Annotated in this window: 20 protein-coding genes, 1 tRNA gene and 1 riboswitch; of the genes, 2 read left to right on the forward strand and 19 right to left on the reverse strand. The window is 67.7% G+C overall.

Going from position 1 to position 22,199, the window contains the following annotated elements; translation table 11 throughout:
• Nucleotides 1-45: 45 nt before the first annotated feature.
• The 6 genes from ACAM54_RS12015 to ACAM54_RS12040 all read right to left on the reverse strand — a co-directional run bounded on the left by ACAM54_RS12015 (nt 46) and on the right by ACAM54_RS12040 (nt 5,470).
• Nucleotides 46-121, reverse strand: a tRNA-Asn gene (locus tag ACAM54_RS12015).
• A gap of 90 nt (nt 122-211) precedes the next feature.
• Nucleotides 212-2,380 carry a TonB-dependent siderophore receptor gene (locus ACAM54_RS12020; protein WP_369650815.1) on the reverse strand — a complete coding sequence of 723 codons (2,169 nt, stop codon included), beginning with the start codon at nt 2,378-2,380 and terminating at the stop codon, nt 212-214.
• On the reverse strand, nt 2,377-3,321 hold the full coding sequence (gene thiE / locus ACAM54_RS12025) for a thiamine phosphate synthase (protein WP_369650816.1): 945 nt from the start codon (nt 3,319-3,321) through the stop codon (nt 2,377-2,379). The genes ACAM54_RS12020 and thiE overlap by 4 nt, the downstream gene beginning before the upstream one ends.
• A complete protein-coding gene (locus ACAM54_RS12030; RefSeq protein WP_369650817.1) occupies nt 3,318-4,142 on the reverse strand; it encodes a thiazole synthase in 825 nt (274 codons plus the stop codon). The genes thiE and ACAM54_RS12030 overlap by 4 nt, the downstream gene beginning before the upstream one ends.
• Before the next feature lie 36 nt (nt 4,143-4,178).
• On the reverse strand, nt 4,179-4,382 hold the full coding sequence (gene thiS / locus ACAM54_RS12035; protein WP_369650818.1) for a sulfur carrier protein ThiS: 204 nt from the start codon (nt 4,380-4,382) through the stop codon (nt 4,179-4,181).
• Nucleotides 4,379-5,470 carry an FAD-dependent oxidoreductase gene (locus ACAM54_RS12040; RefSeq protein WP_369650819.1) on the reverse strand — a complete coding sequence of 364 codons (1,092 nt, stop codon included), beginning with the start codon at nt 5,468-5,470 and terminating at the stop codon, nt 4,379-4,381. The genes thiS and ACAM54_RS12040 overlap by 4 nt, the downstream gene beginning before the upstream one ends.
• A 140-nt stretch (nt 5,471-5,610) precedes the next feature.
• Here ACAM54_RS12040 and thiD point away from each other — a divergent pair, with 140 nt between their 5' ends.
• On the forward strand, nt 5,611-6,474 hold the full coding sequence (thiD, locus tag ACAM54_RS12045) for a bifunctional hydroxymethylpyrimidine kinase/phosphomethylpyrimidine kinase (RefSeq protein WP_369650820.1): 864 nt from the start codon (nt 5,611-5,613) through the stop codon (nt 6,472-6,474).
• On the opposite strand, the gene ACAM54_RS12050 is transcribed toward thiD, so the two are convergent.
• A complete protein-coding gene (locus ACAM54_RS12050; RefSeq protein WP_192324543.1) occupies nt 6,422-7,762 on the reverse strand; it encodes a cytosine permease in 1,341 nt (446 codons plus the stop codon). The genes thiD and ACAM54_RS12050 overlap by 53 nt on opposite strands.
• 76 nt (nt 7,763-7,838) lie before the next feature.
• Nucleotides 7,839-7,946: riboswitch (TPP riboswitch) on the reverse strand.
• Nucleotides 7,947-8,062: 116 nt separating this feature from the next.
• Between ACAM54_RS12050 and ACAM54_RS12055 the strand changes: the two genes are divergently transcribed.
• Nucleotides 8,063-9,370: an aspartate aminotransferase family protein gene (locus ACAM54_RS12055; protein WP_369650821.1), complete on the forward strand. Its 1,308-nt coding sequence runs from the start codon at nt 8,063-8,065 to the stop codon at nt 9,368-9,370.
• Here the strand turns inward: ACAM54_RS12055 and ACAM54_RS12060 are convergent.
• The 12 genes from ACAM54_RS12060 to gsiB all read right to left on the reverse strand — a co-directional run bounded on the left by ACAM54_RS12060 (nt 9,357) and on the right by gsiB (nt 22,144).
• Nucleotides 9,357-10,427 carry an NAD(P)/FAD-dependent oxidoreductase gene (locus tag ACAM54_RS12060; RefSeq protein ID WP_369650822.1) on the reverse strand — a complete coding sequence of 357 codons (1,071 nt, stop codon included), beginning with the start codon at nt 10,425-10,427 and terminating at the stop codon, nt 9,357-9,359. The genes ACAM54_RS12055 and ACAM54_RS12060 overlap by 14 nt on opposite strands.
• Nucleotides 10,385-10,714, reverse strand: a complete 330-nt coding sequence (fdxA, locus tag ACAM54_RS12065; protein ID WP_021007139.1) for a ferredoxin FdxA — start codon at nt 10,712-10,714, stop codon at nt 10,385-10,387. The genes ACAM54_RS12060 and fdxA overlap by 43 nt, the downstream gene beginning before the upstream one ends.
• 43 nt (nt 10,715-10,757) lie before the next feature.
• Nucleotides 10,758-12,095, reverse strand: a complete 1,338-nt coding sequence (locus ACAM54_RS12070; protein WP_369650823.1) for a sulfate adenylyltransferase subunit 1 — start codon at nt 12,093-12,095, stop codon at nt 10,758-10,760.
• A complete protein-coding gene (cysD, locus tag ACAM54_RS12075; RefSeq protein ID WP_021007141.1) occupies nt 12,095-13,048 on the reverse strand; it encodes a sulfate adenylyltransferase subunit CysD in 954 nt (317 codons plus the stop codon). Before cysD ends, ACAM54_RS12070 begins: the two co-directional genes overlap by 1 nt.
• Before the next feature lie 44 nt (nt 13,049-13,092).
• Nucleotides 13,093-13,728 carry a phosphoadenosine phosphosulfate reductase family protein gene (locus ACAM54_RS12080; protein ID WP_145743885.1) on the reverse strand — a complete coding sequence of 212 codons (636 nt, stop codon included), beginning with the start codon at nt 13,726-13,728 and terminating at the stop codon, nt 13,093-13,095.
• 21 nt (nt 13,729-13,749) lie between these two features.
• The gene (locus ACAM54_RS12085; RefSeq protein ID WP_369650824.1) at nt 13,750-14,145 is read right to left on the reverse strand and encodes a DUF934 domain-containing protein; all 396 of its coding nucleotides are present in this window, start codon (nt 14,143-14,145) and stop codon (nt 13,750-13,752) included.
• Entirely contained in the window at nt 14,142-15,920 is a 1,779-nt protein-coding gene (locus ACAM54_RS12090) for a nitrite/sulfite reductase (protein WP_369650825.1), read from the reverse strand. The genes ACAM54_RS12085 and ACAM54_RS12090 overlap by 4 nt, the downstream gene beginning before the upstream one ends.
• Before the next feature lie 830 nt (nt 15,921-16,750).
• Nucleotides 16,751-17,569, reverse strand: a complete 819-nt coding sequence (locus tag ACAM54_RS12095; protein ID WP_369650826.1) for a M55 family metallopeptidase — start codon at nt 17,567-17,569, stop codon at nt 16,751-16,753.
• A complete protein-coding gene (locus tag ACAM54_RS12100; protein ID WP_369650827.1) occupies nt 17,566-18,642 on the reverse strand; it encodes a P1 family peptidase in 1,077 nt (358 codons plus the stop codon). Before ACAM54_RS12100 ends, ACAM54_RS12095 begins: the two co-directional genes overlap by 4 nt.
• Nucleotides 18,643-18,658: 16 nt before the next feature.
• Nucleotides 18,659-19,579, reverse strand: a complete 921-nt coding sequence (gene gsiD, locus ACAM54_RS12105; RefSeq protein ID WP_027730556.1) for a glutathione ABC transporter permease GsiD — start codon at nt 19,577-19,579, stop codon at nt 18,659-18,661.
• Between the two features lie 10 nt (nt 19,580-19,589).
• Nucleotides 19,590-20,510, reverse strand: coding sequence for a glutathione ABC transporter permease GsiC (gsiC, locus tag ACAM54_RS12110; RefSeq protein ID WP_369650828.1), 921 nt, complete (start codon nt 20,508-20,510; stop codon nt 19,590-19,592).
• An 80-nt stretch (nt 20,511-20,590) separates the two neighbouring features.
• A complete protein-coding gene (gene gsiB, locus ACAM54_RS12115; protein WP_369650829.1) occupies nt 20,591-22,144 on the reverse strand; it encodes a glutathione ABC transporter substrate-binding protein GsiB in 1,554 nt (517 codons plus the stop codon).
• Nucleotides 22,145-22,199: the final 55 nt, after the last annotated feature.

The following is a 22,199-nucleotide window of genomic DNA, read 5'->3' on the forward strand; positions in this document are numbered from 1 at the left end:
CTACCTTGTGAGTAGCGGGGCATCCAGAGGCCTTGCGGCTTGTAGTGGCTCCTCGACCTGGGCTCGAACCAGGGACCTACGGATTAACAGTCCGGCGCTCTACCGACTGAGCTATCGAGGAACAAGCCTCAGATTATAGCGTGATTTTTTGGGCCTTTCGAGCGCACCAATGCGGACGCAATAAATTTCTGAAAATTTTTGGGGCCCGCGCTCAGAGCGACACGCTCAACCCCAGGCGCAGCGTGCGCGGCGCACCTGGAAAGAGATAGACGTGGCCGAACTGGTAGGGCGATTCCTTCCAGTAGCGGCGGTCGAACAGGTTGTCGATGGCGATGCTCCAGCTCGTGTTCACGCCGCGCAACCGCGTGTCGTAGCGCAGCACCGCATCGACGCGTGTCCATGAGGGCAGCGCGATCGAACCATCGGGCAGCACGTTGCGGCGGCCTTCATGCGAGAGCTGTCCGAGCAGCTCGAGACCCGGCACCGAAGCCACGCGGTAGCCGGCCTGCGCGCGCAGCACCTGCTTGGGCACGTTGGTGGGCGACTGGCCGTTGGTGACGGGCTCGGCCGTGCTTCCGCGGCGCTTGGCATCGATCAATGTCAGGCTGCCCGCAAGGCGCCAGGGCCCCGTGTTCCACTGCGCGCCCGCTTCGAGTCCGCGGTGCACGGCGCTGCCGTCGTAGCGTCCGTCGCAGGGCGTGGTGCCGAGCCGGTTGCAGGCATCGAGGTTCGTCATCGGGCGCTTGATGTCGAACCATGCGAGCTGCCAGGCGAAGGCGTCGCTGCCGCCCTTGAGCCCGAGCTCCCATTGGCGCGAGGTCAGCGCGGGCAGCGCCTCGCCGGCATTGGTGTATTGCGAGCTCTTGTTCGGCACCACCTGCGACTCGACGCCCTTGCCCCAGCTCGCATAGGCCAGGAGACCTGGCTGGATGGCGAAGCTGGCGGCGATCCATGGGGTGGTGATGCCGTCCTTGTAGCCGGTGGGGCGCGTGCCATCGGTGCGGATGCTGTCGCGGTCCAGCCGCGTGTGGCGCACGCCGAGCCAGGTGGTGAAACGGCTGTTCCAGCGGATCGCGTCCTGCACCGAGAGCTCGGTGGAACGCTCGTCGCGGTTGGTGTTGGCGTCGGTCAGCGTGGGGTCGGGCGGCACGATGGCCGTGGCCCAGACGTTGCCGGTGCCGACGTAGTTGTAGGCCTGGTCCTGGAAGCGGTTGCGCACGCGGCTCGCGAGCAGGCCGAAGCCGAGCTCGTGCCGCACGCTGCCGGTCATCACGTTGCCCTTGAGATTCAGGCTGCCGGCCGTTTGCGTGCGCCGCTCGTTCTCGCTGCGGAAGTCGTAGAAGTCGAAGGTGCCGTCGGAGCAATAGCGGTCGTAATTGCCCTCGGCACCGCAGCCGAAGGCATAGGCCAGCCGGTCATTGGTCTTGAGCCTTTGCTGGCCGATCTGCGCGCTCCAGCGCCAGTCGGCATTGAGCGCCTGGCTGAAGCGCACGCTGCCTGTGAGCGCGTTGAACTCCGAAGGCTGCGACCACGGCTGGTTGTTGAGGTTGATCTTGGGGTCCACCGGCGCGGGCAGCGTGCTCCCCAGCAGGCTGAAGCCGTTCTGGCTTGGCTGCGTCTTGTGGCTGCGCTCGATCTCGAACTCGAGCACCGAATCGCGCGTGATGCGCCAGTCGCCAGCCAGCGAGAACAGGTTGCGGTTGCCGTCGAGGTTGTGCACGAGCGGCTTGAGGTTTTCGTTCGCCACGTTGAGGCGATAGCCGAACTCGCGGTTCGCACCGAAGCGCCCGCCCAGGTCGAGCGCGCCGAGCACGCTGCCGCGGCTGGTGGTTTCGATGCGCAGCGTGCGCAGGTCCTGCTCGGTGGGCCGCTTGACCACGTAGTTGACCAGGCCGCCCGGCGCGCTGGTGCCGGCCTGGATTCCACTGGTGCCGCGCAGGATCTCGATGCGCTCCTTGTTGTCGAGCGGGATCGATGTCTCGGCGCTGATCGGCAGGCCCTCGCGCCGGTAGTTGAAACGGTTGTCCAGCACGAAGCCGCGCACCGTGAGGTAGTCCCAGTAGCCGGCCGAGTTGTAGGCGTCGGTCACCGAGGAATCGAACTGTGTGAGGTCGGCGAGGCGGCGCGCACCGCTCGCGCGAAGCTGCGTGCTGTCGACCACCGTGGCCGAGAGCGGCAGTTCGCGCAGCGGCACGTCGCCGAAGCCGCTCAACTCGGCTTGCGGGGCTGCGCTGCTTTCGTTCACCGTGACGGCGGGCAGATCGGTTGGCTGCTGGGCCTGCGCGCCGCCGGCCGCCAGAAGAAGGGCGATGCCCACTGCATGAGAGATCGGCGACAGCGGCCAGGATCGGGATTGCTTTTGTGTCATTGGTTCATTCATGCGGAGGCGGCGCCCATGGCCGCCATCCATTGCGCGGCCGTGGCCTCGGGATCTTCTGCGGCGACGAGCGCGCGCACCACGGCGACCGAGCCGACGCCGGTGGCCAGCACCTCGGGCAGCCGCACCGCATCGATGCCGCCGATGCCCACCTGCGGATAGCCGTGCAGCAGGCGCGCATAGGCCGCAAGACGCGCCACGCCCTGCGGCGCGGTCGCCATCTTCTTGAGGGTGGTCGGATACACCGCGCCCATCGCGATGTAGCTCGGGCTCACCGCATCGGCGCGCACCATCTCGGCATAGCCGTGGGTGCTGACGCCCAGCCGCAGGCCCGCATCGCGGATCTGCCGCACCTGTTCGGGCGAGAGCGCGTCGAGGTCTTCCTGGCCCAGGTGCACGCCATAGGCACCCGCGGCGATGGCCGTCTGCCAGTGGTCGTTGATGAAGAGCAGCGCGCCCGTGCCGCGCACGGCATCGACGGCCGCGTGCACTTCTTGTTCAGTGGCTGCCGCGTCGTCGGACTTGAAGCGCAGCTGCACTGTGGGAACGCCGGCGCGCGCCATGCGGCCGACCCATTGCGCATCGGGCAGCACGGCGTAGAGGCCGAGCCGTTCGGGGCAGGGCGCGAAGGCGTCGGCGCGCGCGGTGGGCGGAAACGCGCGCAGGCCGAAATCGGCGGGCGTCTCGGGCCATTGGTTCGCATCGAACGCACCGGTGCGCACCGTCTGCGCCTGCCACGCCCGTGCCAGGCATTCGGCATCGATCTCGATGAAGCCGAGCGCCGTGCAGGCTTGCTTCGCGCCGCGATACACCGGGTCGTCCGAGGAAAAGCGGCCCGCCGAAATGGCCGCGGCCGTGGCGGCGCCGAAGCGCAGCCCGTGGGCTGCGACGATGGCGTGGGAGACGGCGCGGGAATCGGCGTGGGAGTCGGTTGAAGCGTTCATGCTGCGTGATGCCAGAAGGGCGTGCCGAGCACCGGCGTGCTGGGCTGCGCCGAGTCCTGCGCGGCCATGGCACCGGCGCGGTGGGCCGCGCGGCCGGCCTGCACGGCGTCGGCAAATGCGCCGGCCATCGACACCGGGTCCTGCGCCAGCGCCACGGCGGTGTTGAGCAGCACGCCGTCGTAGCCCCATTCCATGACCTGGCAGGCATGCGATGGCAGGCCCAGGCCCGCATCGACCAGCATCGGCACGTCGAGCCGCTCGCGCAGCAACTGCAGCGCGTAGGGATTGACAGGCCCGCGGCCGGTGCCGATGGGTGCCGCCCAGGGCATCACGGCCTGGCAGCCGACGTCGACCAGCCGCTGGCACAGCACGAGGTCCTCGGTGCAATAGGGCAGCACCTGGAAGCCGTCGCGGATCAGCTGCGATGCGGCGTCGACGAGGTTCAGCGTGTCGGGCTGCAGCGTGTAGTCGTCGCCGATGAGTTCGAGCTTGATCCAGGGCGTGTCGAACAGCTCGCGCGCCATCTGCGCGGTGGCAATCACTTCCTGCACGCTGTGGCAGCCGGCGGTGTTGGGCAGCACGGGCACTGCGAGCCGGCGCAGCAGCTCCCAGAAGCCGTTGCCGCTGTCGCTTGCGCCGGGGCTGGCGGACTGGCGGCGCAGCGAGGCCGTCAGCATGGCGGGCCTGGCGCGCTTCACCGCGGCTTCGAGCAGGTCCGGCGAGGGATAGCGCGCGGTGCCCAGCAGCAGGCGGCTCTGGAAGGTCTGGCCGTAGAGGACCAGCGGGTCGTTGTCCGGATTGGAAGATGCGGTCGTTGTCATGGTGCGTGTTGTCTCCATCTCTGTGGGGTGCCTGGCTCAGCCGCCGGTCACGGGGCGGATCACTTCGATACGGTCGTCAGGCTGCAGCCCGCGCGCCGCATGGGCCGAGCGCGGCACGAACTCGCGGTTCACGGCCACCGCGAACGGCGGCACGGCATCGAGTGCGGCCAGCGCGTCGATCACGGTGGCGCCGTCCGGCAGCGCGAAGGGCTTGTCGTTGATCAGGACGTTCATCGTCATGCTTGGGAGGTCTCCAGGCCGAGCTTCTGCGCCAGTGCCGAGCGGCCGTCCACGAGCAGCTCCATGGCCGAATCGAGCACCGCGGGCGCGATCATGAAACCGTGGCGGTACAGGCCGTTGATCTGCAGCACGCGCGGTTGCGGCTGCCGGATGGCGGGCAGGTTGTCGGGCAGCGTGGGCCGGCATTGGGTCGCGATCTCGAGGATGCGGGCTTCGGCGAAGCCGCTGTGCACCGCGTAGGCTGCGCTGAGCAGTTCGAGCGTGGAGCGCACGCTGGCGGGTGACATGTCGTCCGACTCGATCTCGGTCGCGCCGATCACGAACACGCTGCCCGGCTTGGGTGCGATGTAGAGCGGATAGCGCGGATGCACCAGCCGCGTGGGCCGCTGCAGCGCCACCTCGGGCGCGTGCACGCGGATGACCTCGCCGCGCACGCCGCGCAGCGCGTTCCACTGCGGCTTGGCACCGAGGCCGCGGCAGTCGATCACCCAGTCGGGCTGGCCCGGCGTGCCCGGAGAAAAATCGCCGGGTTCGCGTGGCGACTGCCAATGCAGCTTCACGCCTGGGCAGGCTTGCAGCGTGGCAAGCAGCGAAGCCAGCAACGCACGGTTGTCGAGCTGGCCTTCGCCCGGAAGGAACAAGCCCTGTGCGAAGCGCTGGCCGAGCGACGGCTCGAGCGCGGCAATCCCGCTGCCGTCGAGCGTGCGCATCGGCGCGAGTTCGGACACCTGCGTGCCGGTGCGCGCCAGTACGCGCGCGAGCCGCGCGGCCTCGGCGGCGTCCTGGCGGTGCCACAGCACCAGCGTGCCTTCGCGCTGGAAGAACACAGGCTGCGCCAGCGGCGCCAGCAGCGCGGGCCAGCGGTCCAGCGCGTACTGCCCCATGCGCACGACCGGCACCGGCGCGACGGCCGATTCGGCCAGCGGCGCGAGCATGGCGGCCGCCACGCGCGCGGCGGCGCCTTCGGCCTCGGGGCTGCCCGCCTCGAACAGCTCGACCTTGCAGCCGGCTTGCGCGAGCGTGACCGCGAGCAGCCGGCCCATGAGGCCCGCGCCGAGGATGGCGGCCGATTGGAATGGGAGGCTCATGGCCTTGCTCCTTCCCCCGCTGGGGGAAGGTTGGGATGGGGGCGGGCAGAGCGCTCGGTAGACACGCCGCTTGCCCCCACCCCAGCCCTCCCCCGGGAGGGGAGGGAGAAAGGCAGGGCCGGTCGCCGATAATTTTCAGCATGACCCAAGCACTTTCCGACGCGCCCCAAGCGCCCCTGCGCTACGCACGCGTGCTCTCGATCGCCGGCTCTGACAGCGGCGGCGGTGCCGGCATCCAGGCCGACCTGAAGACCTTCGCGGCGCTTGGCTGCTATGGCATGACAGCCATCACGGCGCTCACCGCGCAGAACACGCTCGGCGTCGCGGGCATCCACGGCGTGCCGCCGGCTTTCCTCAAGGCACAGATCCAGGCGGTGGTCGAGGACATCGGCGTCGATGCGGTCAAGCTCGGCATGCTGCATGCACCCGAGGTGGTCGAGGTGGTGGCCTGGGCCATCGATCACTACCGGCTGCCCAACGTGGTGCTGGACCCGGTGATGGTCGCCACCAGCGGCGACCGGCTGATAGCTTCGGAAACCGTGCAGGTGCTGGTGCGCGAGCTGTTCCCGCGCGCCGTGGTGGTCACGCCCAACCTCGACGAGGCAGCCTTGCTGATCGGCCATGCGATCGACGGCATCGATGCGCTCGACGATGCGGCCAGCGAACTGCTGGCGCTCGGCGCGCAGGCCGTGCTGCTCAAGGGCGGCCACCTGCCGGGCGACGAGGTGGTCGACGTGCTGCTGCAGTCCGACGGCACGCGCAAGCGGCTGGCCTCGCAGCGCATCGCGAGCCGCAACCTGCATGGCACGGGCTGCACGCTGTCGTCCGCCATTGCCGCGCACCTGGCGCTGGGGCTCGTATTGCCCGAGGCCGTCGAGCGCGCGCGCGCCTACATCCTCGGCGCGATGGCCGCCGGCGCGCATGTGAAGACCGGCGCGGGACACGGTCCGCTCAACCACGGCTTTGCGCCAGTGCCGACGCACCGCCTGCCGTCGTCGGCGTAGCCTTGGGCCGGCTGGCCCAGGCCAGCAGGAAGGTCGCGGCCAGCGTCGGCAGTGCCGAGCCGAACTGCGGCGCCCACCCGGCGAGCGCATGGTAGGCCGCGATGCCCGCAATCCAGATCAGCGCCGCGCCCAGGTCGACCCGACGCATGCCCACCGACGAAACCGCCTGGCCCGTACCCAGCCGCCCCAGGATCACGCCGTAGAGCGGCACGAACACCGAACTCAGCATCAGCAGGAACGGCTCGAGCGTATGCATCGGCAGCACCAGCGCGAGCGCGGTGCACAGCGCCGCGAGCAGGAGGCCCCAGCGCCGCACGCTCCAGCGCGGCAGCAGGCTGTGGGTGGACACCGAGCCCGAATACACATCGCCGTAGGCGTTGTCGAGTTCGTCGATCAGGATCAGGCCCAGCGCCACCAGCCCGCCTTGGGCGAGCAGCAGGGCGGTGACCAGGCCTGTGCCCGGTTCCGCCACGCTCACCACCATCACGCCGAGCGCATAGCACCAGACGTTGGCCAGCGCATAGCCGATCCAGGTGCCGCTGAAGGCGCTGCCCAGGCCGCCCGCGCTGCGCTTGCCGTGGCGCGCGTAGTCGGCCACCAGCGGCAGCCATGAGACCGGCATGGCAATCACCAGGTCGAGCGCGCCGAACATGCCCATGCCGCCATCGCCCGGCCGGGCCCAGAAGGCGTCGAGGCCCTTGGCTTGCAGGCGGGTTGCGAACTGCCAGCTCAGCCAGAGCAGCGACAGCACCACCAGCGGCAGGCCGAAGCGGCTCACGAAGCGCCGCACCAGCTTGACCATGGAGCCGGCCAGAAGCGCCAGCAGCACCGCGCCCCAGAGCAGCGTGGTGAGGGCGCCGCCCAGCGGTCCGCCGAGCGCCAGGCCGAAGGCCTGCTGGCCGATCGCCTGCGTACCCTCGCGCATGATCACGAGCTCGAAGGTGGTCCAGCCCACCAGCTGCACGATGTTGAGCAGCACCGGCAGCCGCGCGAAGGCGCTGCCGTAGGTGGCGTGCATCAGCCCGGCGCTCGCCAGGCCGCTCTCGCAGCCGAGCCGTGCGGTCCAGGCCAGCAGGCCCGCGCCGAGCAGCGAGCCCAGCACGATCGCGATGGCCGCGTCCCGCGTGCCCACCGCCGGCACCAGGTAGGCGCCGATCTGCATCACCAGCAGCCCGACGCCCAGGCTGAACCAGAGCGATGCGTGGTCGTGCCAGCCGAACGCGCGCTGCGACGCGGGCAGGGGCGCCAGCGCCTCGTTGGCGGAAGAAGGTTCGTCGTCGTGTGCCATCCAGTTGCTCCAGTGCAAAAGGTTTGGCAGGTGGGCGAGGCTCCGGCGGTGGGGCCATCGCGCGAGACAACGCGACAGGCCGCCGGACCAGCTTCCCTGCGCGAGGATTACCTCAGTCAGGTTCAAAGGGACTCTCTCAGTCAGCCCCGGAACGGATTCCGGTTCGACACCCCTAGCGTGGTGCTCCGCGCCGTGGCGCAGAGCGGAAACTATTGTACGAGCCTGCGCGCCCAGCCTCCAAACCATGGATGATGGTCCGGATATGGCAACCCGCGTGCCGCCACTTCGAGGATGTGTCCCATGAGCGATCCTGCAATCGACCAGTCCCTTGCCCGGGCCTTCCAGCGCTTCACCGAGGCCAACCCCGCGAGCCTGCGCCAGTTCGAGGCGCAGGCGCGCTACATGCCGGGCGCCAACAGCCGCTCGGTGCTGTTCTACGCGCCGTTTCCGCTCACCATTGCCAAGGGCGAGGGCGCCGCGCTCTGGGATGCCGACGGCCACCGCTATGCCGACTTCATCGCCGAGTACACGGCCGGCGTCTATGGCCACTCGGCACCCGAGATCCGCGATGCGGTGCTCGAGGCGATGCAGGGCGGCATCAACCTCACGGGCCACAACCTGCTCGAAGGCCGGCTCGCGAAGACCATCTGCGAGCGCTTTCCGCAGATCGAGCAGGTGCGCTTCACCAACTCGGGCACCGAGGCCAACCTGATGGCGCTCACGGCCGCGCTGCACTTCACGGGAAGGCGAAAGATCGTGGTGTTCTCGGGCGGCTACCACGGCGGCGTGCTCGGCTTCGGCGCCAAGCCGCTGCCGACCACGGTGCCCTTCGACTTCCTGGTGCTGCCCTACAACGATGCGCAGGCTGCGAGCGAGCAGATCGAGAAGCACCGGCCGGAGATTGCCGCGATCCTGGTCGAGCCGATGCAGGGCGCGAGCGGCTGCATTCCGGGGCGTCTCGACTTCCTGCAAGCACTTCGCGATGGCGCGGCGAAGGTAGGTGCGCTGCTGATCTTCGACGAGGTCATGACCTCGCGCCTGGGGCCGCAGGGCCTGGCCAACAGGCTCGGCATCCGTTCCGATCTCACCACGCTCGGCAAGTACATCGGCGGCGGCATGTCGTTCGGCGCCTTCGGCGGGCGTTCGGACGTGATGGCGCAGTTCGATCCGCGCACGGGATCGCTCTCCCATTCGGGCACCTTCAACAACAACGTGATGACCATGGCGGCCGGGTACGCGGGCCTCACGAAGCTGTTCACCCCTGAAGCGGCCGGCGCGCTGGCCGAGCGCGGCGAGGCGATGCGTGCGCGGCTCAATGCGCTGTGCACGAAGGAGGGCGTGGCCATGCAGTTCACCGGCATCGGCTCTCTGATGAACGCGCATTTCGTGCGCGGGGAGGTGCAGTGCGTGGACGACCTGGCGGCGGTCGACGGGCGGCTGCGGCAGCTGCTGTTCTTTCACCTGCTGGGCGAAGGCATCTACGCCTCGCCGCGCGGCTTCATCGTGCTGTCTTTGCCGCTGACCGACGCGGACATCGACCGATTCGCCGCCGCCATCGGCAGCTTCATCGGCGAATACCGCGCGCTGCTGCTGCCTAGCGCGAACTAGCCACGCCCAGCAGCTCGTGCAGCCGCGTGCTGGTGGTCGTGTACTGCAGCGGCACGGCCTTGCCCGGGAACACGATGGCGGTGGCGCCCCAGGCTGCCAGCGTGGCCTCGTGGAAGCCGCAGACGATGAGCTTCTTCTTGCCCGGATAGGTGTTGATGTCGCCCACCGCGAACACGCCGCGTTCGCGGGTTTCGTACTTCTCGGTGTCGACCGGCACCTGCTTGCGCTCGAGTTCCAGGCCCCAATCGGCAATGGGGCCGAGGCGCGGGGAGATGCCCAGGCAGGCGATCAGCGCGTCGAGCGGCAGGTCGACCGTGGCCGCATCGGGCGTGGTGATCTGCAGTTGCCTGCCGTCGAAGGCGGTGGGCTGGCCGACCTTGAAGGCCAGCTTGCCCTCGGCCACCAGCGCGCGCATCGAAGCGACGAGCGCCTCGCCGGCCTGGAAGCCGTCGCGGCGGTGGACCAGCGTGACCTGCCTTGCAATGGCCGTGAGCGCGACGGCGGTTTCCAGCGCCACGTCGTCGCCGCCATTCACCACCACCGCCTGTCCGGCAAAGCGGTCCAGCGAATCGGGGTGATAGAAAAGCGAGCGGCCTTCGAACTGCGCAATGCCTTCGATCGCGATGCGCTTGGGCACGAAGGCGCCAACGCCGGCCGCGATGAACACCGTCCTGGCGAGAAAGGCCGTGCCGGCCGACGTGGTCAGCAGCAGCCGCTCGTCGGCCTGCCTTTCGAGCGTGGCCACCTGCTCGCCGAAATGGAACCGGGGCTTGAAGGGCTCGACCTGTTTCAGCAGCGACTGCGCGAGTTCGCTTCCGCTGGTGACGGGCGTGCCGGGAATGTCGTAGATCGGCTTGCCGCCGTAGAGCGCCACGCACTGGCCGCCCGCGGCGGGCAGCGCATCGACGATGTGGCAGGAGATCTCGAGCAGGCCGAGCTGGAAGGCCTGGAACAGCCCGACCGGGCCGGCGCCGATGATGAGGGCGTCGGTCTCGATCGGAGCGGCTTGCGTGCTCAGCGCACCAACTCCCCGATCTTGTCGGTCTTGTCTTTCCACTCTTCGGCGTCGGGCAGCGCGGGCTTGCGCTTGGTGATGCTCTTCCAGCCGTCGGCCAGCGAGAGCTCTGCGTTGAGCTTGATGAAGGCGATCTGGTTGGCCGGAAGGTCTTCCTCGGCATAGATCGCATTGACCGGGCATTCGGGGATGCAGACTGCGCAGTCGATGCACTCGTCCGGATCGATCACCAGCATGTTGGGGCCTTCGCGGAAGCAATCCACGGGGCATACGTCCACGCAGTCGGTGTATTTGCAGCGGATGCAGGCTTCGGAGACGACGTGGGTCATTTGTCTTCTAACGTCAGTGTGAGGTCGGGGAAAACCCCAGATTTTAGGCCTTTGCGGCGGCGGGCTGCACGAGCACGGCAGCGGAGGTCTTGTGGGAGGCCGTATCGACCAGCACCAGGGAGCCCAAGGCACGCGATTGCGTGAAGGGCAGCACGGCCAGCGGCTGCTGCAGCGACAGCACCACATCGCCGATGGAATTGGCCTCCAGCTGCGTCGCGGGCTCCGATTCGAGCGTGGTGATGTTCACCCGGTCGACGATGCGCGCCACCTTGGCCTTGACCCAGCGGTGGCCCTGCAGCGCCCAGTACACGCGGCCCGCGACCAGCGGCTCGTCGTCGAGCCAGGCCACGGTGGCGGTGATTTCGCGCACCGGCTCGAAGGCGCCGGGCGCCAGCAGCCAGTCGCCACGCGACACGTCCACTTCGCGGTCGAGCACGATGCCGGCGCTGTGGCCTGCATGCACCACCTTCGGCTGCCGCGTGTGGCTCAGCACCTGCGCGACCGTGGCGGTCTGGTTGCTGGGCAGCACGGTCACGCGCTGGCCGGGTTCGACATGGCCGGCAGCCACGCGGCCCCAGAACACGCGGCGGCCCTGCGAGGTGTCGGCCGAGGACGAGAACTTCTCGACCCACTGCACCGGGAAGGCGAAAGGCACGGCCTCGTCCTGCACGGTGACCGGCAACTCTTCGAGCAGCTCGAGCAGGCTCGGGCCCTCGTAGCCGACCCAGTCGGCGTGGCGCGTGGCCACGTTCCAACCCTTGAGGGCTGAGATCGGCACGATGGCGGCCACCTGCACGCCGGCCGCTTCGGCAAAGGCGTTCAGCGCGGTCGAGATGCGTTCGAAGGCGAGGCCCGCGTCATCGATGGCGTCGAGCTTGTTGACTGCGAACACCACCGACTGCACGCGCAGCAGATGGCACAGCAGCGTGTGGCGGCGCGTCTGCGGCAGCAGTTCGCGTTTGACCACGGTGCCGTCTTCCACCTCGGCGGCCCAGGCCAGCTTGGTGGCATCGACCAGCACCACGGCGGCATCGGCGGCCGAGGCGGCCGTGACCATGTTGCGGGTGTACTGCTCATGGCCCGGCGCGTCGCCGATGATGAACTTGCGCTTGGCGGTCGAGAAGTAGCGGTAGGCCACGTCGATCGTGATGCCCTGTTCGCGCTCGGCCGAGAGGCCGTCGGTCAGGAGGGCGAGGTCGGTTTCGCCGCCGCGCTGCACGCCGGCGAGCTGGTCCTGCAGCACGGTCTTGCTGTCGACCAGCAGGCGGCCGATCAGCGTGCTCTTGCCGTCGTCGACCGAGCCGCAGGTGATGAAGCGCAGGGCGGTGCCGGTGTCGCCGTGGAGGGCGGTGTTGTCGAGGGTTGCCGTCGTCGTGCTCATCAGAAATACCCGTCTTTCTTGCGCTTCTCCATCGAAGCTTCCGAAGTCATGTCGTCCATGCGCGTCGCGCCGCGCTCGCTGACGTCGACCGACAGCGTTTCGAGCACCACATCGCCCGCATCGGCCGCGAGGCTCTCGACCGGGCAGGTGGTGGTGATGTCGCCCACGGTGCGAAAGCGCACGTCGCGCACCTGCACCGTTTCGCCGTCGCGCGGCGGGGTCAGTTCGGTCACCGGCACCAGCAGGCCGCGGCGCTCGACCACTTCGCGCTTGTGCGTGTAGTAGATCGACGGCAGGCCGACATGCTCGCGCTCAATGTATTGCCACACGTCGAGCTCGGTCCAGTTCGAGATCGGGAACACGCGGAAGTGCTCGCCCGGAGCCAGGCGCGTGTTGAACAGCGTCCACAGCTCGGGGCGCTGGTCCTTGGGCTGCCATTGGCCGAAGCTGTCGCGGTGCGAGAAGATGCGCTCCTTGGCGCGCGCTTTTTCCTCGTCGCGGCGGGCGCCGCCGATCAGCGCGTCGAAGCGGAATTCCTCGATGGCTTCGAGCAGCGTGACCGACTGGTGCGCATTGCGCGATTCGCCGGGGTGCGCGAGGCGCACGGTGCCTCGCGCCATCGAGTCCTCCACGCTGCGCACGATCAAATCGGCGCCCAGTTCCTCAGCGCGCTGGTCGCGGTAGGCCGTCACTTCGGGGAAGTTGTGGCCGGTGTCGATCATCAGCAGCGGATACGGAATGCGGCCGGCACCGAAGGCCTTCTCCGCGCACTTCAGCAGCACCAGCGAATCCTTGCCGCCCGAGAACAGCAGAGTGGGGCGCTCGAAGGCGGCCGCCACTTCGCGCAGGATGAAGACGGTTTCCTCTTCCAGCGCATCGAGGTGGGTGTTGGACAGGCGCGCGGGAGAGTGCATGGGCGGCAGCAGCAGTTCGGTTTCGGTGCGGGCGTTCATCGGGGTGGGGTGCTGAATGCGGAGGATCGGTGCGGCGCGGACTCTCAGTGAGAGAGGTGCAGTCCGCACTCGCGGTTGTCTTCGCCCTTGGTCGGGTCCACGTAGTCGAAGTTGTTGGGCAGGCCGTGCGCCTCGCAGTACGCGTACAGGTCCTTGGACGACCAGTGCAGGAGCGGCGCGACCTTGATCAGGCCGTCGGGGTTGACGCTGACCGGGTCCATCTGCGCGCGCACGGCCGTGTCGGTGGCCCGCAGCGCGGTGAACCAGACTTTCGGCGCCGTCTCGCGCAGTGCGCGGGCAAAGGGCTCCAGCTTCACCTCTTCCGTGAAGGCGGCATGGCGCGGATCGTCGAGCGCCGGGGTCGGGCCTTCCACCGCTTCACGATGCGCACGCGAGCGGCGCGGCAGGTAGATGTGCAGATCCAGGCCCAGTTGCTTGGTCACCTCGTCGGCAAAGCGGTAGGTGGCCTCGGTGTTGTAGCCGTTGTCCATCCAGACCACGGGAACGTCGCGCCTGGCGCGCGTGACCATGTGCAGGATCACGGCCTCGAACGGGCGGAAATTGGTGGTGACGATCGCGCGCTGGCCCAGGCCGATGGCCCAGTCCACCAGGCCCTCGGCGTTGCGGCCGAGCTCGGCGTTGATGCGTGCGAAATCGATGTCCGTGGTGGCGATGCTCATGTCGATGGTTCCCATGCGGGCTCAGGTGCCGGCCGCGAAGTGCGGCGCGGGCTGCACCGCATCGCCCTGGTAGAAGGCCGAGAAGCGGTCGAACTGGCGCTGTGCATCGGTGGCGTCCACGCCTTCCTTCAGCACGGCGCTGGAGAAGCCGGTGCGTTCCATCTGCACCAGCTGGTCGATCAGCACGTCGCCGGTGGCGCGGATGTCGCCCTTGAAGCCGAGCCGGCGGCGCAGCAGAAAGGCCTGGCTGTAGGCGCGGCCATCGGTGAACTTCGGAAAGTTCAGGTCGATGCGCTCGATGTCTTCCAGGCACACCTCGATGGCGAGCGGATCTGCATCGTTCGGCAGCTGCAGGACCTTCGGGTCGCCGTCGTCGATGTGCTCTTCGGCGGAAAGAATGTGCAAGGTCTTTTTCATGCCGCTTCCTCCACCTTGAAGCGCGCACCGTTGGCCGCGGCCTTGAACGGGTCGTGGCCGACGCGACGCAGGGTGTCGATGAAGGTCTCGCCGCCTTCGCGGGTGTCGCGGTAGGTGGTGAGCACGGCCTCGATCACGCCCGGCACTTCGGCCGCCGAGAACGAGGGCCCGACCACCTTGCCGGCCTGCGGCGCGCCGCTGAGGGCCGAGCCGTCGGAGCCGCCAAGGGTGACCTGGTACCACTCCTTGCCGTCCTTGTCGACGCCCAGGATGCCGATATGGCCGCTGTGGTGGTGGCCGCAGGAGTTGATGCAGCCGCTGATGTGCAGGTCGATCTCGCCCAGGTCGTCGAGCTCGTCGAGGTCCTGGTAGCGCTCGGTGATGGCTTCGGCGATGGGAATGGAGCGTGCATTGGCCAGCGCGCAGAAGTCGCCGCCGGGGCAGGCGATCATGTCGGTCAGCAGGTGCACGTTGGCGCTCGCAAAGCCGGCCGCGCGGGCGGCGAGCCACAGCGCGTGCAGGTCTTCGGCATGCACCCAGGGCAGCACGATGTTCTGGTCGTGCGTGACGCGGGCTTCACCGGCCGAGAAGCGGTCGGCCAGTTCGGCGAGCGTGTCGAGCTGGGCGGCCGATGCATCGCCGGGCGCCTGCTTCAGGCGCTTGAAAGAGAGCGTGACGGCGCGCAGCGCGGGGTTTTTGTGCGCGGCCACGTTGCGGGCCAGCCAGCGCGCGAACATCACGTCGTCGGCGGCGTGGGCACGCAGCTCGGCATCGGTCTTCTCGGCGCTTTGCAGCACGCGGGTGGCGAGCGTCGGCGGCACGAAGGAGGCGGCCACGCGGTCGAACTCTTCCTGCGTGATGGTGTGCGGCGCACCGTCGTGCTCGATGATCTGCTTGTACTCGGCCTCGACATCGTCGATGTAGCGCTGGCCTTCGGCCTTCACCAGGATCTTGATGCGCGCCTTGTAGATGTTGTCGCGGCGGCCATAGCGGTTGTAGACCCGGATCACCGCTTCGAGGTAATTCATGATCTGCTGCCACGGCAGGAACTCGCGCAGCACGGTGCCGATGATGGGCGTGCGGCCCATGCCGCCCCCCACCTGCACGCGGAAGCCGATCTCGCCCGCCTCGTTCTTCACGAGCTTCAGGCCCACGTCGTGCCAGCCGGTGGCGGCGCGGTCTTCGGCGGCGCCGGTGATCGCGATCTTGAACTTGCGCGGCAGGAAGGCGAATTCAGGGTGCAGCGTGCTCCACTGGCGCATGATTTCGGCGTAGGGGCGCGGATCCGCGATTTCGTCGACCGCGATGCCGGCGCGCTCGTCGCTCGTGATGTTGCGGATGCAGTTGCCGCTGGTCTGGATGCCGTGCATGTCGACCGAAGCCAGCAGGTCCATCACGTCGGCCGACTTCGACAGCGGAATCCAGTTGTACTGGACGTTCTGGCGGGTCGAGAAGTGGGCGTAGTGCGTGGGGAGCTTGTGGCTGCCGAGCAGGCCCTGCGTCTCGATGGCCTTGCGGTAGACCTCGGTTTCGGGCTCGTCGTACTCGCGGGCGATCTTGGCCAGCACGCGCAGCTGGCGGCTCGAAAGCTCGCCGTACGGCACGGCCACGCGCAGCATCGGCGCGTAGCGCTGCACATACCAGCCGTTTTGCAGGCGCAGGGGACGGAATTCGTCTTCGTGCAGGCGGCCCTTTTGCCAGCGTTCGAGCTGGTCTCTGAACTGGGCAGCCCGCTGATGGACGAACTGGCGATCGAATTCTGTGTATTGGTACATCGTGCGTGTGTCTTGAAGAAGTGCGGTGCCGCACGTACAACGGGGCGCCCCAGCAAGAAGCCGAGATTCTGAAAGCGCGCCTTATGGAAGCAAACTATTTTTTGGTTCGTGCCTTATGCGGATAAGCTTATTCCTCAATGCCCATGCGGGTTTCCGGGCGGTTGAATGCTTATTCTGGATAAGGGGGGAGGGGTTTGGTGGAGGTGGATGAGGGGTTTTGGGGGGCGGGTGTTTTTGGGTTCCGGGGCCGGGATTCCGCCCGGCGGCCGCCTCACTTTCTTTTGCTTCGCCAAAAGAAAGTAAGCAAAGAAAAGGCGACCCCACTGTCTGGGACCCCTGCGCTGCGCTACGGGGCAACCTGCGGTGCTCGGGTTTCGCGGGGTCTCGCAGAACTCGCTTCGCTCAAACAGCTGCGAGCCCTGATCCGCGAAACCCTGCGCTCCTCGGCGCAGCCAGAGGGGAGGGCAAACCGAACGGGCCTTTGCTTCGCTCGGCCGCCAAGCCACCGCAGGCGCGCAGCGCCTGCGGTGGTTGGGCTGTTGGTATTGAGTTGGGCTGTTGGTATTGGGGCCGAGCGAAGCGAAGGCCACCCGCTCCCACCCCTTCTGTATGCGCCGAGGAGCGCAGATGGAGGCGGGATCAGGGCCGCAGCTGTTTGAGCGAAGCGAGTTCTGCGGACCCCCGCCGGAATCGAGCACCGCAGGTTGCCCGTAGCGAAGCGGAGGGACGCAGACAGTGGGGTCGCCTTTTCTTTGGCTACTTTCTTTTGGCGAAGCAAAAGAAAGTAGCTCGCCCGCCGGGGCGAGACCCGGCCCCCGTCCCCAAAAAATTCAACGCAACATCGAAGACATCGCCGAACAGCAGTTCAGCATGCGCACCGCAGCCTCCACCGTGTCCGCGGTGAAACGCAAAGTCACACCGTCGATGCGTTCGAACGACGGCCATTGGCAGAAAAGATCGGCCATGGCCGGCGACTGGGTGCGCAGCGTCACCACCTGCGGCCCCTTGAAGACCAGCGCAGCGGCGCTGTCCCTGCCGGCCAGCCCTTGGACCACCCCGGCGCGGATGGCCGCGCGCGACTGCTCGGGCGAGAGCGACACGCCGCTGCTGAACCCAGTGGCGCGCTTGGTCTGCACGAAGGTGGCATGCGGAAAGATCGGACGGTTCTCTGCGATGAACACGTCGTCCCCGCTGGCCATGACGACCGGCGCGCCGTATTCGCCGGCCAGCGCGCCGTAGAGCCCGGCCTCGCCCAGCTCCTGCTCGCCGAGCCGGATGCCGGCAAAGGCGAAGCTGTTGATCGTGTGCGCGAGGATGCCGCGCCCCTGCGCGCGCGAGTGGTAGCCGACCATGCAGACGGCGTCCACGCCTTCCTCCACGCCCGCCACCATGCTCAAGTAGCGCGGCTTGCCCTGCACCACGCGGGCGCGCGCATCGAGCACGTCGGGCGGCATGTTGCGAAAGCCGCCATGCGAATCGTTGACCAGCACCTCGGTGGCGCCGGCCTCGAAGGCGCCGGCAATGGCCGCGTTGGCTTCGTGCGCCATCAGCAGGCGGGCGCGTTCGTACTCGGGGTTGCCCGGCCGGGCCTGCTCGTGGTGGTAGACGCCCGCAACGCCTTCGATGTCGGTGGAGATCAGGACTTTCATGGGGAGGAACGCGATCCGGCAAAGGAAGAGTGGAAGGATGAGACCGGCAGCAGCTCGGAAAGAGCGGGCCGGTGGTGGCCGTCGCGGCCCGTGACGGCCGTGGCGCGCCAGAGCGCATGGACGATGGCCTGTTCCGTGCTGTCGGCCGCGGCCTGGAAGATATCGTCGAGCAGGCCGTCGTGCAGCATCGCCACCGCGGGCATCGGGCGTTCGACCCGGTCGGGCACCGTGTAGGCGGTGGAAAAAGCCAGTGCGATGTCGCCGCTGCCATGGCCGAAGACCGAGCCGGTGCGCGCCAGCCCGGCACCCGCGCGCAGCGCCAGCCGGCGAAGCTGCCGCGCGTCCAGCGGCGCATCGGTGGCGACGAGCATGATGATCGAACCCTTTTCCGGTTCCTGGACCGCACTGCGAGATGCCAGCTGCGTTGCCAGGTGTCCGCCGACCGCATGGCCGGCCAGCACCAGCTGCGGCAGCCGGCCGTAGTTGGCCAGCACCAGCGCGCCCACGGTGTGCACGCCGCCGTGGCGCGCCGGCACGCGGCGCGATGCGCTGCCGATGCCGCCCTTGAGCTGGAAGCTGGACATCCCGCGGCCCGCGCCCACCGAGCCTTGCCCGAAATCGGCGCCGGCGCTTGCCAGCGCCTGCAGGTAGTCGGCTTCGGTCACCGCCAGCCGCTGGATGTCGTTCAGGAAGCCGTCGTTGCACTCGAAGACCAGCGGATTGACCGTGGGCAGCGAGCGCCCGGATCCGGGGTTGGCCGCCACGCAGCTGCGGATCTGCGCCGTTGCCACGGTGCCGACCGAAAAGGTATTGGTCAGCGCGATGGGCGTTTCCAGCACGCCGAGCTCTTCGACCTGCACCAGCCCCACGCTCTTGCCGAAGCCGTTGAGCACCACGGCCGCGGCCGGTACCTTGTCGCGAAAGGGATCGCCGGCGTGCGGGCGCACGACGGTCACGCCGGTCTGCACGCCGTGGTCGTCGAGCGTCCTGTGCCCGACAGCGACGCCTGGCACGTCGGTGATGGCGTTGCGCTGGCCGGCCGGCAGGCTGCCGATGTGCGGAATCGATGGCATGCGTGCAGAGGGCCGGCTACTCGCGGTCGATCTTGGGATCGAGCGCATCGCGCAGTGCATCGCCGAGCAGGTTGAACGCCAGCACGGTGAAGAAGATGGCCAGGCTCGGGAACAGCGCCACGTGCGGCGAGGTCACCATGTCGGCACGGGCTTCGCTGAGCATGGCGCCCCATTCGGGCGTGGGCGGCTGCGCGCCCATGCCGAGGAACGAGAGGCTGGCGGCCGTGATGATCGAGGTGCCCACGCGCATCGAGAAGTACACGACGATCGAAGAGATCGTGCCCGGCAGGATGTGCCGCACGATGATGGTCCAGTCCGACGCGCCGATGCTGCGTTCAGCCTCGATGTAGGTCTGCTGCTTGAGCACCAGCGTGTTGCCGCGCACGAGCCGCGCGAAGGCCGGCACGCTGAACACCGACACCGCCACCACCACGTTGGTCATGCTGCTGCCGAGGATGGCGACCACCCCCAGCGCCAGAAGAATGCCGGGGAAGGCAAAGAGCACGTCGGAGATGCGCATCACGATGCGGTCCCACCAACCTTCGTAGTAGCCCGCGAGCAGGCCGAAGGCCGTGCCGACGAAACCGCCCACCAGCACCGAAAGAAAGCCCGCCATCAGCGAGATGCGCGCCCCCATCAGGATGCGGCTGAAGATGTCGCGGCCCAGCGGATCGACGCCGAACCAGTGCGTGGCCGAAGGCCCCGTGTTCAACATGTCGTAGTCGAAGAAGTTCTCCGGGTCGAAGGGCACGATCCACGGCGCGAACACCGCGACGAACACCAGCAGCAGCACGAACAGCGCGGCAACGATGCCCACGGGCTGCTTCTTGAAGCGGCGCCAGCATTCGCCCCAGGGCGTGCGGACCTTGCCCGCGGTTTGAACCGCCACCACGGGCGGAGTGATCGATTCGGCGGTCACGCCGGTGGCTTGCGTCATGTCGGCTGCCTCACTTGTAGCGGATGGTGGGATTGATGTAGCCGTAGAGCACATCGACCACGAGGTTGATCAGGATGAATTCGAGCGAGAACAGCAGCACCAGCGTCTGGATCACGGGGTAGTCGCGCATCTGCACGGCATCGACCAGCAGGCGGCCGAGGCCCGGCCAATTGAAGACCGCCTCGACCAGGATCGAGCCACCCAGCAGGAAGCCGAACTGCAGGCCCATCATCGTGACCACCGGGATCAGCGCGTTGCGCAGGCAATGCTTGATGATGACGGTGCGCTCGCGCACGCCCTTGGCACGCGCGGTGCGAACGAAATCTTCCTGGATCACTTCGACGAACGAAGCGCGCGTGAAGCGCGCCATCACCGCGGCCACTGCGGCGCCCAGCGTGACCGAGGGCAGGATGTAGTGCTTCCAGCTGCTGGCCCCCACCGTGGGCAGCCAGCCGAGCTGGACCGAGAAGATCTGCATCAGCAGCATGCCGAGTGCAAATGCGGGAAAGGAGATGCCCGACACGGCCAGCGTCATGCCCAGCCGGTCGGGCCATTGATTGCGGAACACCGCAGAGACGATGCCGATGCCCATGCCGAAGATCACGGCCCACACCATGCTGGTGATGGTCAGCATCACCGTCGGGAAGAAGCGCTCGCCGATCTCCATCGACACCGGCCGCCGCGTGCGGATCGAGGTGCCGAAGTCGCCCTGCAGCATGTGGGTGAAGAAGCTCACGAACTGCTGGGGCAGCGGCTTGTCGAGGCCGAGTTCTGCGCGGACCATGGCCACGGTCTGCTCGTCGGCGTCCTGGCCGGCGGCGAGGCGCGCCGGATCGCCGGGCAGCATGTGGACGAACAGGAACACCAGCACCGCCACGATGAGCAGCGTGGGGATCAGGCCCAACAGTCGTTTGAGGAAGTAATTCAGCATGGGGTGCGGTTGCCGCGAGCGGGCGATGGCGCAGTGCCACCGCCCGCCGGGCAGTCAGTCAGGAAACGAAGGAGCCGGGATCAGTTCGACACGGCGATGGCGTCGATGTTGATGTTGCCGTCAGGCATCACGAACACGCCCGAGAGACGCTTGGCGTGTGCCGACAGGTTCTGCTCGGTGATCATCGGCACGCGCGGCAGGTCCTTGCGGATCTCTTCCTGCGCGGTCTTGTACAGCGCAGTGCGTTCCTTCTCGTCCGTGGTCACCAGCGCCTTGGCCAGCGCGTTGTCGACCACCTCGCTCTTGTAGAACGACATGTTGTTCAGCTTCGGCGCCCAGGCTTCCGAGGCGAACAGCGGGCGCAGGCCCCAGTCGGCTTCACCGGTCGACGACGACCAGCCGGTGTAGTACATGCGGACCTTGGCCGTCTTCGGATCGGGCCATGCATCGACCTGCTCGGTGCGCTGGCCCACTTCGAGCGCCTGCACCTGCAGCTTGATGCCGATCTGCGCGAGCTGCTGCTGCACGAACTGGATCGTCTTCTGGCTGGTCGTGTTGTTGTAGGCGCTCCACAGCACCGACTCGAAGCCGTCGGGGTAGCCGGCTTCCTTCATCAGTTCCTTGGCCTTCTTCAGGTCGTAGGGAATGGGAGCCATCTTCTCGGCGTACTTCACGCCCTGGGGCAGCACGCCCTGAGCGGGAAAGGCATAGCCGCCGAAGGCGACCTTGGCCAGCGCTTCCTTGTTGATGGCGTAGCCGATGGCTTCGCGCACCTTCGGGTTGTCGTAGGGCTTCTGCAGCATGTTGAATGCCAGGAAGCGCGTGATGATCGAGGGGGTGGCCACCACTTCGAGCTTCTCGCTCTTCTTCAGCAGGTCGGCCTGCTCATAGGGAATGGGGAATGCGAAGTCGGCCTCGCCGGTCTGCAGCATCGCGGCGCGCGTGTTGTTCTCGAGCACCGGCTTCCACGAGACGTTGTCGACCTTCGGGTAGCCCTTCTTCCAGTAGCCGTCGAACTTCTTGGCCTTGACGGCTTCGGTCTGCTTCCACTCGACGAACTCGAAGGGGCCCGTGCCCACGGGGTGGAAGGCGATGTCCTTGTTGCCCCACTTCTTCAGCGCGGTGGGCGAGATCATGGCGGCCGATGCGTGGGCCAGCGAGTTGATGAAGGGGCCGAAGGGCTCCTTCAGCGTGATGCGAACGGTGCTGGGGTTGACCACGTCGACCTTGCTCACGCGGTTGAACTGGTTGTAGCGCAGCAGCTTGTTGTCCTGGTTCAGCACGCGGTCGAGCGTGAACTTCACGGCCTCGGCGTTGAAGTCGGTGCCGTCGTGGAACTTGACGCCGGTGCGCAGCTTGATGGTGTAGACCAGGCCGTCCTTCGAGACGTCGTAGCTCTCGGCGAGCACGTTCTGCACCTTCAGGTCCTTGTCGAACTGGAACAGGCCTTCATAGAAGGTCTTGGTCACGGCCGTGGTGATGGTGGTGTTGGTGTTGTACGGGTCCAGCGTTTCCGGCTGGTAGCCGATCGACAGCACCACGTCTTTCGCGGCCAGTGCCGTGCCCGATGCAGCCAGTGCGGCCAGGCCCAGCAGTGCCGATGCCCATCGCAGGGAGGAAGAAGATTGCTTCATGGAAAGAAACTCCAGTCGGTTCGAGAAAAAAAGCAGGAGGGCCTGCGGGTTGAAA

The organism is Variovorax sp. V93 (genome assembly GCF_041154485.1).
GTDB classification, from domain to species: domain Bacteria; phylum Pseudomonadota; class Gammaproteobacteria; order Burkholderiales; family Burkholderiaceae_C; genus Variovorax; species Variovorax beijingensis_A.